The sequence below is a fragment of the Clostridium budayi genome (assembly GCF_055396605.1).
Genome location: NZ_AP042456.1, coordinates 117063 through 131975, shown reverse-complemented (window position 1 = coordinate 131975; position 14913 = coordinate 117063). Strand labels below are relative to the sequence as shown.

The window sequence follows — 14913 nt, the reverse complement described above, 5'->3', positions numbered from 1 at the left end:
AAAAATTTGTGATATTATATTTAAGTATGAAAATTTAATTAATTCTAGGAGGAATTTATGATAGAAAAGATATTTGATATATATAAACAGTTTAAAGAACAAATATTATATATAGTATTTGGTGTGTTAACTACTGCTATAAATATTGTTAGTTTTTTTGCTTGTACAAGGGTAATAGGATTAGGATTAATCTCAAGTAATATAATAGCTTGGATATTATCAGTTTTATTTGCATTTGTAACAAATAAAATATATGTTTTTGATAGTAGAAACTATACTGTACCTGTAGTTTTAAGAGAGCTTATTGATTTTACTGTATCTAGAGGTGCTACTGGACTTTTAGATTTAGGGCTAATGTATCTTTTTGTTTCAGTAATTGGAATAGAAGATATGATAAGTAAAATTGTAATAAATATAATAGTTATAATATTAAACTACATATTAAGTAAGGTATATGTATTTAAAGATAAAAAATAGATTTTTAAATAAATAATAAGGAAAATAGTATCAGCTATTTTCCTTATATTTTTTTGCTTCGATTAATAAAGAATCGTAATTATTAAGTTCTGGATTTTTTAAAATTAATTCTAAGAGGTGATTAAGAATATCACCAACTAATTTACTAGGTTTTATTTGAAGTTCCTTTATTAGTTTTCCACCATCTATAGCTAAATCTTTAACTGTAAGAGGTGTATTAGAATTAATTATATTATCTATTTTATTTCTCATATCAGAAACTTTATATAATGCCACATTAGGATCTTTTAATGATAATATATCTGCTTTTTGAAGTGCTAATAAAGAATATACATTTTCTTTAGAAACTCTATTTATAAGTCTTTTTATTGCAAGGTTAGATGCATTATCTAAAACATTCATATGCTCTCTAACAAGAATGCACACAGCTTTTATAGTTTTATTATCGAATCTTAGTCTATTTAAAATATCTCTAGCAATTTTCTCACTTTTAGTATTATGACCAAAGAAACGACCATTCCCATTGTCATCTAGAAAGAATACATTAGGCTTACCTATATCATGTAATAATGCTGCTAATCTTATAGTTAAATCTTCAGGACATTTTTCAATAACTGAAAGGGTATGATTAAAAACATCTTCAAAGTGGTGCATATTTTTCTGATCAAATCCTATTGAAGGAACTATTTCAGGAATTACTATTTGAAGAAGATTACATTCTTTAAGTAAATTAAGTCCCTTTCTAACATTGTTAGAAATAAGTATTTTACATAGTTCATCACGTATTCTTTCAGCACTTATATTTTTAATAAGATCTTTATTATCCTTTATAGCATTTAAAGTGTTTTCTTCGATATCAAAATTTAATTGAGTAGAAAAACGTATAGCACGAAGCATTCTAAGAGCATCTTCATTAAATCTTTTATTAGCATCACCAACTGATCTTATTAGTCCATTGTTTAAATCATCTAATCCTTCAAAGAAGTCTTTAAGACCTTCTTTAGAGTTATAAGCGAAAGCATTTATAGTAAAATCACGTCTAGATAAATCTTCTTTTATATCACTTACAAAGTAGACTTCATTAGGTCTTCTATTATCTTTATATTCGCCTTCAGTTCTATATGTTGTAACTTCATATGGTTCATTATCTATAAGTACAGTTACAGTACCATGGTTGATTCCTGTTGGAATAGTTTTTTTAAATAGTTTTTCTGTAATTTCAGGTTTAGCAGATGTTGCAATATCGTAATCTTTAGGCACTTTACAAAGTAGGGCATCCCTTATGCATCCCCCTACCATAAAGGCCTCATAATTATTTTTATAAAATTCATCTATTATATATTTAACGTTACTTGGAATAGTTATATTCATTATTTCCTCCTATAATAAAAAATACCTTATCTATATTATAGGGGAAATAGATAAGGTATTAAAATATAAGTTTAACTATTTTATTATTAGCTTTGTATCTGTTGGTATGTTATCGTATAACCACTTAGAATCCTCTAAAGAAAGGCGAATACAACCATGAGAAACAGGTTCACCTAAAGTATAATCAACTATAGTTTTTTGATCTTCAGCAAAAGGTATTGAGTGGAATAGATAATCTCCATCAAATTGAACCCAATACTTACCTCCTTGATTAAATTTCTTAGAGAAGAACCAAGTATCTCTATTTTTTATAGTATAAACTCCAGATGGTGTCTCTGATCCTTCTTTACCTGTAGAACACTTTAGTGATTTAAAAAGTTTCCAATTGTTACTAGAGCCTTTGTATATATGAGTTAATTGGGAACTAGTATCTACATATAATAAATAATTGCTACTACTTTGTAGACCTAAAGTATTAATATTTTCTGTATTTATAGCAGATACAATCTTAGCTGATGATTCAAGTGCTGAAGAGTTACTTGGATTAGATTTATTATAATCTTCTCTAAGTTTCTTTAGTTCATCAATTTTAGAAATTAAATCTTTATCATTATCAAGCAATGATAGTTTACTTTCTATTAAATTAATTGCCTCTGTAAAGTGCTCTATAGATTGTTTTTCTTTAACTGTAGTAAGTAAGTCTTCTTTAATTTTTGCTTTACATTTAACTACGTAATCTAAAGCTATGCTAGAATTTTTATCAGTACTTTCAATTGCATTAAAAATTGATAATGCTTCCTCAAAATTATTCTTGTTAAATTCCATAATACCTTTAGATAAAGGAGTATTATCTGTTATATTATCGGATGTTACAGATATGCTTTTATCTGTAGAACTTGTTATTATGTTATATCTATTTATCTCGTTCATAACTAATAATGCTTCATCTGGGGTTAATTCATTTAAGTTTACATGTTCCTTAACTGAATTAGCTTTAGTTCTAAAATACCCCTCTAAGTCATTTTTAAGAAATAATGCCTTAAATACATTAAAATTACCTTCGGTAACTAAGTAATTATTTGCTTCAGAATAATCACTTGAGTCAAAATATCCTTTAAAGTTAGAGACTAATTTCTTATAACTAAAGGCCTGGAAGCCTAATACACAAACTAAAACTATTATAAAAGCTGTAATTGGAATTATAGGTATATTAAATTTTCTTTTTTTCTTAATATTTAATTTTCTAGGAACTAGATTAAGTTCTTTAAAGTTTTCATTTTTTATATTTTTAATATTATGTGACAATTATAACTCCTCCTAATAATAATTTATATTTAATTATTAACCATATTCTGTAATATTAAACATAAAATATTTAATAATATAAATTAGTATGTTACTATAGTTAAAGAGGATTTAGGATATAATAATATACAGAGATAAGCTAGAAGGAGTATAGATAGTGAAGAAAGACAATTTTTTTATTAAATTAAAAAATAACATATATAATATGAGTACATTCCAAAAGTATGTTAAAGATGGATTCTTAAGTGCAATTTTATATGCATTAATACTGAGTCTAATACTAGGTGGAATAAAAGGTTTTTATGTTGGTGTACAAACAAGAAATCAAATTTCGGAAAGTGTTCAAGAAATTAGAGATCCAAGTAATGAATTTAGCATAAAAAATGGTGAATTAAACATTAAGAGAAATCCTACTAATATAGATGTAGGAAATACTATAATTTATGTAGATAGCAATATAGATTTAAAACATTCAGAAGAGCTTAGAAATATATATATCCATGGAGATTCATATATATTAGTTCTTAAAGATGGGCTTAGAATTGGTTCTGGAGAAATGAGCAGAGACTTTACTTATAAAAATTTAATGATTGATAATTTAAGTAATGAAGAACTTGCAGATCAGTTAAATAGTATGGGAGTTATTATAGTTCCTATAATGACTTTAGCTAATATGGTACAGCATTTAGTTGACATGCTATTAAATTGTTTAATAGCAACAGCAATAGCTATAATAATTGGAACATTTATGGGACTGAGAATGAAGATATCTGCCATATATTCTTTAGCTATATATTCATCAACTCTTCCAAGTCTTATATTATTACCATTAAGTATAGTAAGACCTTATATAATGTTTGATGTACCATTTGTCATTGGAACAACAATATATATGATTTTCATATTAAAATATATAAAAAATGAGATAATAAATAATATTAAACTATAATATTTTAAAGATGATTTCTATGATTTAGAAATCATCTTTTTTGTTATAATTAAAATATATATTTAAAATTATGGGGGTAGTTATATGAAAATAATTCATACAAGTGATTGGCATATTGGAAAGATAGTAAATGATTTTTCTATGATAGAAGATCAAAAGTATATGTTAGATAAACTAGTTAAATTTATAGAGAATGAAAAGCCAGAAGTATTAATAATAGCAGGGGATATGTATGATAGATCGATTCCACCTGTTGATGCTGTTGAGCTTTTAAACGATACATTAAGTAAAATAGTAGTAGATAATAAGGTTAAAGTAATATCTATATCAGGAAATCATGATAGTGGTGAAAGAATTAGTTTTGGGGCAGAACTTCTAGAAAAGCAAGGTCTATATATATGTGGTCGTGACAATGAATTATTTAAAAAGGTTACTATAAATGGAGAAGATGGTATCGTTAATTTTTACTTAGTTCCATATAAGGACCCAGCAGTAATAAGAAAGCTTACAGAAAATAAAGATATAAAGAATCATAATGATTCGATGGAAGCTATTATAGAGATTATAAAAGAAAATATGAATTATGATGAAAGAAATATATTAATTGCCCATGGTTATGTAACTATGTATAGAGAAGAAGCTAAGGATTCTTTTGAAGATGAATATGAGTTAGCTCACCTTGAAGTATCGGAATCTGAAAGACCTCTATCTATTGGTGGTACAGAGCTTATAGATTGTAATTTATTTAATGATTTTGATTATGTTGCGTTAGGGCATCTTCATGGAAGACAGAAAATAGGGAGAGATGAAGTTAGGTATTCAGGATCTTTACTTAAATATTCATTTTCAGAAGTTAATCAAAAAAAAGGCGTTACTCTTTTAAATATTGATAACAATAAAAATGTTGAAATAGAATTAAAAGAATTTAAGCCCCTTAGAGATTTAAGAATAATAAAAGGTGAAATAGAAGATTTAATAAGTGAAGGAAGAGAGTGCCCAGAAGGAAAAGAAGATTATATACAAGCAGTTCTTACAGATGAAGGAGAAATAATAAATCCAATAGAAAAATTAAGAGCTGTATATCCTAACGTTATGCTTATAACTAGAGAAAATAAAAAGCAATATGATGAAAGTAATACATCAGCTAAAAAAGGCTATAAGAGTAAGTCAGAAAAAGAATTATTTAAAGAATTTTATGAGGCGTTAGGAAACGGAGAATACACTTTAGAAAAAGAGAATGTTATAGATAGCACAATAAATGAAATTCTAAAGAAGGAGGTGTAACATATGAGACCAGTAAATTTAATTATATCAGCATTTGGACCTTATGCTAAAAAGCAGGAGTTAGATTTTCAAAAGTTAAATGGAAGAAATATATTTGTAATTACAGGTACGACAGGGGCTGGTAAAACAACTATATTTGATGCTATAAGCTACGCCTTATATGGAGAAGCAAGTGGTGAAAGTAGAGAAAATGATTCTTTAAGAAGCCATTTTGCAGAAAGTGATGTTGAAACATTTGTAGAACTAGACTTTGAACTTAGGGGAGAGGTCTATAAGATTCGTAGAAGTCCAAAGCAACCTAAGAAAAAGGTTAGAGGAGAGGGCTTTACAGAAAAAGATGCTGAAGCAGTTCTTGAAATGCCAAATGGAAAAGTTATAAGTGGAGTAAATAATGTAAATGAAAAGATAAATGAGATACTTGGAATTAATAAGGCTCAGTTTAAGCAAATTGTTATGCTTCCACAAGGAGAATTTAAAAAGTTATTATTAGCTAATTCAGTTGAACGTGAAGATGTATTTAGAAAAATATTTAATACTTATAATTTTGAAAGTATACAAAAATCATTGAAAGAAAAAGCTTTAAACCTTAGTAAGGATAGGAATCTTTGCAAAGATAGAATGAAAACACACCTTAATAACATACAAGGTGAACATAATATTCAAATTGGTGAGTATATTGATTTTTTAGGAGTTATTAATGAGCTTAATGAATTAATTGCTAAGGAAGAGGAAGTATACAGAGAGAATGAATCTAATATAAAAAGAATTAAAGCTAAATTAGAAGAGAAAAATAAAGAAAAGCTTATAGCGGTTCAAAATAATGAAATGCTAATTGAAAAAGAACAATCATTAAAAGCATTAGATGAATTATTACTTAAAAAGGAATCAATTGAAAAGAGCAAAATTTTAAGTGATAGAGCAAAGAAAGCTAAAGAAGTAAGTTATATAGAAAAAGAATATATAGAAAAATCAAATTATTTATCAAGAAAAGAGATAGAGGAAAATGAATGTAATAAAAATGTAGAAACTCTTAAAGAAAAGCTATTAGAATTAGAAGAAGCAGTTAAAAATGAAGAAAATAAGGGGAGTTATAGAGATAAACTTTCAGAAGAAATTGGACAGCTTAAGACTTTAGAACCAAAGATAAGAGATTATGACAATATTAAAAAACTAATATTAGAATTAGAAAAAAAGAGCATAGAAGTTAAAGAATTAATCAATAAAAAAGATGAAGAAACAAAACTTCTTAAGACTAACAAAGATAAGAGAGAGCAGGAACTAAAAGATATAAGTGAGCTCCAATTAAGAAAAGTTAATTTAGATAACGAAATAGAAAATAAAACAAAGCTTATAAAAGAGGCAAGAGATGCTTTTAAGACTATAGATTTATATGAAAAACTTAAAGTAGAGCATAGTAAAATAAAAGATAAATATTTAAAACAAGAGGATATATTTAAAAAGATAAAACATGAATATGAGCATATGGAAGATGTCTATAGAAAAGAGCAGGCGGGTATATTAGCTGATAGTTTAAATGATGGAGAAGCATGTCCTGTTTGTGGTTCATTAAATCATCCAAATAAAGCAGTTAAAAGTAATGATAATATTCCAACAGAAGAAGAATTAAAGAGTAAGAAGGCTGAATTTGAAAAACGTCAACTAGAAAATAATAATATAATGCTTGAATTAACTAAAATTAATTCAGAGGCTAATAATATATTAGAAAACTGTAATAAATCATTAAGTAAACTTTCTAATGATATAAGTATTAACCCTAATTATGATTCTTCTTCAAAAGAAGAAGTTAAAAATATAGGTATTAACTTAAAAAGTAATATTGAAGTTCTAAATAAAGAGATAAAAGAAATAGAAAATAAAATAAATAAAAAGGAAGTTATAGAGAGTGAATTATTAAAAATAGATGAAGCTTTAAACAAAAATGAGGAATTAATTAATTCTTTAAAAGAAAGTGATAAAGACATATATGCAAAATTACAAGCAAATAAAGCTTCATTAGAGGAATTAGAAAAAGATATACCTAAAGATATAATATCAGTAGATTATTTAAATAAAACAATAAATAATAAGGTATTAGAACTTGAAAATAGTAAGAATAAATTAAAACTAGTAATTAAAAATAGAGATGAAAGTTTAAATATACTTGAAGGAGAAAAAGCTAAGGTAAAAGAAATAATAAAGAATATAAAAGAAGCTTCTACAGAGCTTAATGAAAAAAATAAATTATTTATAGATTCAATTAAAAGTAATGGATTTGAGAGTAAGGAAGACTATATAGAATCTAAAGAGTATATTGAAAGAATAAATGATTTAGATAAAGAAATAGAGAGTTATAAGAGTGAACTTTCACTTATGAAAGAAAAAAATAAAACTCTTAATGAAAAATGTAAGGATTTAATTTTAATAAATATTGATGTTATAGATGAAGAAATTAAGGAAATAAGAAAAGAAGAAGAATTAAAAACAGAAGAAGTTAAGAATGAACATTCAATACTTCAAAATAATAAAAATGTACTTAAAAAGGTAATAGAACTTAATAAAGAATTTAATAAAAAAGAAGAAGAATATAAGGTAATAGGAGAACTTGCTGATTTAGCAAATGGAAAGAAGAGTCCTTATATATCTTTTGAAAGATATGTATTAGCATCATATTTCCAAGATATAATTGATGCTGCTAATTTAAGACTTGAGAAGATGACTGGAGAGAGGTTCTCATTAAAGAGAAAGACTAGTAAAAGCAAAGGTGCAGGTCAAAAAGGATTAGAACTTGAAATATACGATAATTATACTGCAAGTTCAAGAGATGTAAGCTCATTATCAGGAGGAGAAAGCTTTAAAGCTTCGTTATCTTTAGCACTTGGTTTATCAGATGTAGTTCAAGCAAGTTCTGGAGGAGTTTCATTAGAAACTATGTTTGTTGATGAAGGATTTGGGACTCTAGATCCACAATCATTAGATAATGCTATTGATAGTTTATTAGAATTACAAAAGGGTGGACGTTTAGTTGGGATAATATCTCATGTTCAAGAGCTTAAAGAAAGAGTAGATGCAAAGATTGAAGTAGTATCAACAAAAGAAGGTAGTACTGCTAATTTTAATATCCTATAAAAAAGGAGCGAGATTAATATCTCGCTCCTTTTATTTAGCATGTTCTTTACTAGGTCCATATGCTTTAGTATCATAAGCAATTTCAAAGAATCCTTGAGGATGATAGCAAGCAGGACATTTTTTAGGAGCTTCGGTTCCTTCAAATATATATCCACAATTTCTGCATTTCCAATATTGAGGAGTTTCACTAACATAAAGAAGGTTATCTTTAAGGTTTGCGTAAAGATCTAAGTATCTTTGTTCATGATGCTTTTCTACTGTTAATATTTGAGAGAAAGCATTATAGACTTCAGGATACCCTTCTTCTTTAGCAATTTTAGCAAACTCAGGATATGCAGTACCCCATTCATCTCTTTCTCCTTCAGCTGCATATTTTAAATTATCTAACGTAGTACCAAGTCCTATTGGATAATCTGCATTTACAGTTATATCAGTATGACCTAGGCCTTCAACTAATAAATCATAGAACACTTTAGCATGAGCTCTTTCATTATCAGCAGTTTCTAGAAAAACAGCTTCAATTTGTTTGTGGCCTTCCTTTGCAGCAACTCTTGAATAAAATGTATATCTATTTCTTGCTTGAGACTCTCCTGCAAAAGCTTTAGCTAAATTATCAGCGGTTTTACTTCCTTTTAAACTTTTCATAAATAAAAAATCCCCTTTCAAATAAGTTATACTTAGTATTAACTATTTAAAAGGAGATTATGCTTAATGTTTTATAAGTTACGGTCTAAGCCTTTAAAGAAAATAGAGAGTGTATTAGGACCAGAATGACTTCCAATTACAGGTCCAATATAATTTATTACTATATTTACATCATATTTTTCTTTTATCATAGAAGCTAATTTTTCAGCTTCTTCTATACAATCACCATGTGATATAAATATAGTATCATTTTTTGAATAATCAAACCTTTCTTCAAAATAACTATATAAAGTCTTTATCGCTTTTTTTCTGCCTTTAACCTTATTTAAATTTTGAAGCGTACCGTCTTCTGGCATATAAAGAATAGGTTTAATTTGAAGTAATGATCCTATTGTTGCGACAGCAGGTGAAATTCTACCACCACGCTTTAGATGATTTAAATCATCTACTGTGAATATATGATTTACTTTAAACTTGATATTTTCTATATGATTTACTATATCCTCTTTTGAAGCACCATTTTCTCTTAATTTACAAGCTTCATAAACAAGAAGTCCAACACCTAAAGAAGCTGACCTAGTATCTATTATTGAAATATCCGCATTCGGATATTTTTCTAAAATTTCTTCTTTTGCAATTAAAGAACTATTATAAGTTCCACTAAGTGCTGAAGAAAAGGCTATATAAATTATTGGAATATTTTCTTTTGCATATTTTTCAAATGCTTCAAAAAACCTAAAACTATTTATTTGGGATGTCATTGGCATAGCACCATTTCTTAATCCATCGTAAAAAGTTTTATAATCAATTGATTTACCATACTCATCTATATATTCTTTATTATTAAAATTACATATAAGACCTAGTGAATGAATAGAAAACTTATCAATTATGTCTTTTGGTAAATCAGAGCTTGAGTCTGTTATTATAATAAAATTATTTATAACAAAAACCTCCTTTAAGAATATTTAATGTAATAATATTATAATTATAGTCATAAGTATATATATTATTTCAAATAATAATAAAAATATTACAAATAGCTCATATAAAATTAAATCTAAAATAAAATATAATTTAAAATTTTTGAACAAAAACGGTTGTAACTTAATGTAAAAAATGTTAAAATCTATGTGTAGTGATTAGGGGCTAAGGTAGGAAGGGAAATATGTGTAATTTTACAAATAAGAGTGATTATGAAAATTTATCAAAAGATGAAATGCTTGATCTTATTTGTGACTTAAAAGATAGAGAAGAAAAGTTAGAAAGACTTCTTTCTAATATTTCTCATGATTTAAGATCACCATTAAATGTTATAATGAGTGTTTATCAAATATTAGAAGCTATGAAAGCAGAAAATATGGATGCAAAAGAAAAAGAATATTTAAATATGATAAAGAGAAATAGTTATAAAATGCTCAAGCTAATTGATAATTTAATAGATGTATCAAAATTAGATAGAAATTACTTTAGCATAAATAAGAGAAACATAGAACTAGTAAGTTTTTTAGAAAATACTATAGCATCGATTGATAAATATGCGAAACAAAAAGATATAACACTTGTGTTTGATACAAATAAAGAGGAGTGTATAATTGCAGTAGATCCAGAGGCATTTGATAGAATATTTATTAATTTGTTATCTAATGCAATAAAATTTTCAAATAGTGGAGAATGTATTTATATAACTCTAATGGTAGATGATAATAATATAAAAATTAGTGTTGTAGATAATGGGATAGGAATTGCTAAAGAAGACCAAGAAAATATATTTAATAGATTTACTCAAACAAAAAAAGCAAAAACAGAATATAAAGGAAGTGGAATAGGTCTTGATTTAGTTAAATCTCTTGTTAATTTACATGATGGTACAATAACATTAAAAAGTGAGCCATTAAAAGGATCGGATTTTACAGTTATTATTCCAAATATTAAATTAGATCAAGAAGAAGATAAAGTAGAACACAGTAGTAATAATGTTCAATTACTAGAAATAGAATTCTCAGATATATATTTATAGCAAGGGTCATAAGAAGTAATAATTAGATAGTTATATTTCATTATTAGGCTTAATAAATTTATTTGCACTATGATGGATTTTATGATAATATAGGTCTGTTAGTAAAAGTAAATATACGGGGCGTTAGTTAAATGGATATAACATACCGCTACGGACGGTACATTATGGGTTCGATTCCTATACGCCCTACCAAAACTCTAAAAGAAAATCTTTTAGAGTTTTTTTGTTTTTTCATAAAATTTGATTACAAAATAGCCCAACTGTACATAGTTTATAATATATATTATAATTATATATATTAATTTATTGAATAATTTGGGAATGTTATATATGTGCCTAGAGGAGGTATACATTGAGTAGAGAATACAAATTAAGCGTAATAATACCTGTGTATAATGTAGAAGAATATTTAGTGGAAACGCTAGATTCTGTTGTCAATCAAACTATGGATAATTACGAAATAATATTAGTAAATGATGGATCAACAGATAATAGTCAATCTATTATAGATGATTATGCAAAAAGGTATGAGAACATAATAAGTATATATCAAGAAAATTCTGGTCCTGGTAAGGCTAGAAATAAGGGGGTAGAGGTTTCTAGGGGAGAATACATAATATTTGTTGATTCTGATGACATAATACCAAAGGATGCCCTTTTAAAAAGGTATAATCATGCCGTAGATAATAATGCTGATATAGCTGTATGCGCTACTTATCTATATGATGGAGAAAAAGATTGGCCAATAAAAAGTCATTTTTTAGAAGAAGGGCCTAAAGATATAAGAAGTGACTTAGAGTTATTATGGATGATGGGACCGTGTAATAAAATATATAAAAGAGAGCTTCTACAAGATATAAGGTTTCCAGAGAATATAAATTACGGAGAAGATCAAGTTTTTGTTTTAAAAGCTTACCTTAAAGCAAACAAAATATATAGTTCACAATATGTTGGATATTATTACAGAATGAGAAAAGAAAACGGAGGATCATTAACTCAACAAGTTTTTGTTAATCCATCTAAAGTAATTGATAATGTAACAGTATTATGGGAACTTGTTTCTAATGATATAAATTATGAAATAGATGATGAAAACATAAGAAAAAATCTTAAAAATGCTTATTTCTATAGATTGGTTAATGTTAATATATGGCCACCATTTAAAGAAGCATTTATAGGAGATAAAACTTCAGATAAAGATAAAGTTTATAAAAGTATGCTTAAACTAATAAACATAGTAGATAGAGAGCAATTTGAGAAATTAGGTAAAATAAAAAAGATTGTATTTAATATGATGTATGATAATAAGAATTCATCAGTAAATAAAATAGCAATTATAAAAATAACATCTCTTATTTATATAAGCTATAAGGCGGCAGAGTTAAGAAAAGATATTAACAAACTAAAGCGTAACTTAGGTAGGGGATAATTGTGTTTTATTATAGGAGGAAACTGAGTTGGATAATCAATATAAAGTTAGTGTAATAATACCTGTATATAATGTAGAGTCTTATCTTAGAGAAACACTTGATTCGATAATGAGTCAGACGTTAAAAGATGTAGAAATAATATTAGTAAATGATGGTTCTACAGATGGTAGTCAAAGGATAATAGATGAATATAGTGAAAAGTTTAAAAATATAGTTAGTATATATCAAGATAATGCAGGTCCGGGTCAAGCAAGAAATAGAGGAATAAAAGCAGCAACGGGAAAATACATAGCTTTTGTTGACTCTGATGATCTTCTGCCAAAAGATTCATTAGAAGTTAGATACAATCTTGCAGAAGAAAATAATGCTGATATGGTTGTATGTGCAACATGCATGTATAACGGAGAGGAAATATGGCCAGTAAAAACTCACTTTTTTGAAGAAGGTCCAAAAGATATAAGAAAAAATTTCGAACTATTTTGGATGATGGGACCTTGCAATAAGTTATATAGTACAGAGCTTATAAAGGATTTAGAATTCCCGTCAGAAATAAACTATGGGGAAGACCAAGTATTTGTTACAAGAGCATATATAAGAGCAAAGAAAATATTTAGTACTCAGTATGTTGCATATTATTATAGAATAAGAAATAATCCAGGAGAATCTCTAACGCAACAAGTATTTGTAAATCCGCATAAAGTAATAGAGGATGTTAGAAAGTCATGGATTCTAGCATTAGATGAAATAAACTCACACATAAAAGATAGAAATGTTGCAATAAAATTAGAAAAAGCTTACTTAATTAGATTAGTTGATATAAATATTTGGCCACCATTTAAACAGGCTATAATAAGTAAGAATGATGAGGTTCAAACTAAGGCGTTTAAGAGTATGGAACAATTATTAGATACTATTGATTCTGAAATACTTAATGATTTTGAAAAATTAAAATGGATGTTAACAAGAGGAGTAATAGAAAGATATTTATTCTTAGGTAAGAGTGCAAAAGTAGAATACATAAGCCTTTTAGCAAAAACATTTGATAAGTTAAATAACGAAAGCATAGAAGAATTAAGAAGACACTATGATTATATGGTTGATTATATGGAAAAAGCAGTAAGAACTAATAATAAAAAATATATATACAAGTATCTTACTAAAAGAAGATTAATAAGAATGAAAAATACGTTTTCTAGAAGAACTGATAAAGCATTCTTCTATTTATGTAGTTTACTTCCGCTTAAAAAGAATAAGGTTATTTTAGCTAGTAATAAATCAGAAAATCTAACTGGAAACTTAAAAGCAATCTATGACGAATTATTAAAAAGAGGTAATGTAGAGATTGTTACTTATTTAGATAAAAATAGAAGTAAATCAGAAAGACTAAGTATGTACTATAATTTTGCAACAGCAAAAACAATATTATTAGACGATTATTATAGACAGCTTTATGGATTAAAATTTAGAAGTGGAACAGAAGTAATTCAAGTATGGCATGCATGTGGTGCATTTAAGAAATTTGGATTTAGTGCAATAGGAAAAAGAGACGGAAATTCACAAAAATTCGAAGAAAATGCACATTTACATTACACTAAAGTAATAACAAGTGCTAAAGAAATAAATAAACACTATGCAGAAGCATTCCATATAAAAGAAGAAAAGGTTCTTCCGCTTGGAGTGCCAAGAACAGATATATTATTTGATGAAAATTATAAAAAAGATATAGAAAATAAATTATTAAAAGAATACCCAGAATTAGTAGGTAAGAAGATAATAACATATGCACCTACATTTAGGGGTGGAGCTAAAGAAAGACAAGACTTTAAGCTAGAATTAGATCCAGTTGAATTACTAAATTCAATAGATGATGACTATGTAATAGTGTTTAAACTACACCCAAGTGTAAAAAATGGACTTAGTGGATCACTAAATATACCAGGGCACCTATCTAATAGAATACTTAATTTAGATAGTAGTGTTGATGTAAATGAGTTATTAATAATAACAGATATATTAATAACAGACTATTCATCTGTTTTATTTGAAGCAGCATTATTAGATAAGAAAATATTATTATATGCTTATGATAAGGAAGAATATCTTGGAGAAAGAGATTTCTACTATGATTATGATGAATTTGTTCCAGGTCCTATAGCTTATGATAATGAAGATATAATAGAAATAATAAAGGAGGATAAATTTGATATTAATAAGGTCAGAAGTTTTAAAAATAGATTTTTTGACCATAATGATGGAAAGGCAAGTAAAAGATTAGTTGATTATATAACTAATGAAAATAAATAGGT

At 26.7% G+C, this 14913-nt stretch carries 11 protein-coding genes and 1 tRNA gene; 8 read left to right on the top strand and 4 right to left on the bottom strand.

Annotation, left to right across the window (positions count from 1 at the left end; all coding sequences use genetic code 11):
* Positions 1-57 precede the first annotated feature (57 nt).
* Entirely contained in the window at positions 58-477 is a 420-nt protein-coding gene (locus ACZ5TJ_RS00590) for a GtrA family protein (protein ID WP_464200686.1), read from the top strand.
* 30 nt (positions 478-507) lie between these two features.
* On the opposite strand, the gene ACZ5TJ_RS00585 is transcribed toward ACZ5TJ_RS00590, so the two are convergent.
* Both ACZ5TJ_RS00585 and ACZ5TJ_RS00580 read right to left on the bottom strand, forming a co-directional pair.
* Positions 508-1848, bottom strand: coding sequence for a CCA tRNA nucleotidyltransferase (locus tag ACZ5TJ_RS00585; RefSeq protein ID WP_464200685.1), 1341 nt, complete (start codon positions 1846-1848; stop codon positions 508-510).
* Between the two features lie 75 nt (positions 1849-1923).
* Complete coding sequence (locus ACZ5TJ_RS00580; RefSeq protein WP_464200684.1) at positions 1924-3153, bottom strand: L,D-transpeptidase; 1230 nt, start codon at positions 3151-3153, stop codon at positions 1924-1926.
* A 157-nt stretch (positions 3154-3310) separates the two neighbouring features.
* On the opposite strand from ACZ5TJ_RS00580, the gene ACZ5TJ_RS00575 reads away from it, so the two are divergent.
* The 3 genes from ACZ5TJ_RS00575 to ACZ5TJ_RS00565 all read left to right on the top strand — a co-directional run bounded on the left by ACZ5TJ_RS00575 (position 3311) and on the right by ACZ5TJ_RS00565 (position 8512).
* Positions 3311-4102: a DUF1189 family protein gene (locus tag ACZ5TJ_RS00575; RefSeq protein ID WP_464200683.1), complete on the top strand. Its 792-nt coding sequence runs from the start codon at positions 3311-3313 to the stop codon at positions 4100-4102.
* Between the two features lie 84 nt (positions 4103-4186).
* Positions 4187-5386, top strand: a complete 1200-nt coding sequence (locus ACZ5TJ_RS00570) for an exonuclease SbcCD subunit D (protein ID WP_464200682.1) — start codon at positions 4187-4189, stop codon at positions 5384-5386.
* Positions 5387-5389: 3 nt separating this feature from the next.
* On the top strand, positions 5390-8512 hold the full coding sequence (locus ACZ5TJ_RS00565) for an AAA family ATPase (RefSeq protein WP_464200681.1): 3123 nt from the start codon (positions 5390-5392) through the stop codon (positions 8510-8512).
* A 30-nt stretch (positions 8513-8542) separates the two neighbouring features.
* Here ACZ5TJ_RS00565 and rbr read toward each other — a convergent pair whose 3' ends face one another.
* Both rbr and ACZ5TJ_RS00555 read right to left on the bottom strand, forming a co-directional pair.
* Positions 8543-9157, bottom strand: a complete 615-nt coding sequence (gene rbr, locus ACZ5TJ_RS00560) for a rubrerythrin (protein ID WP_464200680.1) — start codon at positions 9155-9157, stop codon at positions 8543-8545.
* Positions 9158-9228: 71 nt separating this feature from the next.
* On the bottom strand, positions 9229-10101 hold the full coding sequence (locus ACZ5TJ_RS00555) for a DegV family protein (protein ID WP_464202236.1): 873 nt from the start codon (positions 10099-10101) through the stop codon (positions 9229-9231).
* A 224-nt stretch (positions 10102-10325) separates the two neighbouring features.
* Here ACZ5TJ_RS00555 and ACZ5TJ_RS00550 point away from each other — a divergent pair, with 224 nt between their 5' ends.
* The 4 genes from ACZ5TJ_RS00550 (at position 10326) to ACZ5TJ_RS00535 (ending at position 14911) form a co-directional block, all read left to right on the top strand.
* The gene (locus ACZ5TJ_RS00550) at positions 10326-11177 is read left to right on the top strand and encodes a sensor histidine kinase (RefSeq protein ID WP_464200679.1); all 852 of its coding nucleotides are present in this window, start codon (positions 10326-10328) and stop codon (positions 11175-11177) included.
* Positions 11178-11294: 117 nt separating this feature from the next.
* A tRNA-Arg gene (locus ACZ5TJ_RS00545) sits at positions 11295-11369 on the top strand.
* Between the two features lie 160 nt (positions 11370-11529).
* Complete coding sequence (locus tag ACZ5TJ_RS00540) at positions 11530-12606, top strand: glycosyltransferase family 2 protein (RefSeq protein ID WP_464200678.1); 1077 nt, start codon at positions 11530-11532, stop codon at positions 12604-12606.
* 28 nt (positions 12607-12634) lie between these two features.
* Positions 12635-14911, top strand: a complete 2277-nt coding sequence (locus ACZ5TJ_RS00535; protein ID WP_464200676.1) for a bifunctional glycosyltransferase/CDP-glycerol:glycerophosphate glycerophosphotransferase — start codon at positions 12635-12637, stop codon at positions 14909-14911.
* Positions 14912-14913: the final 2 nt, after the last annotated feature.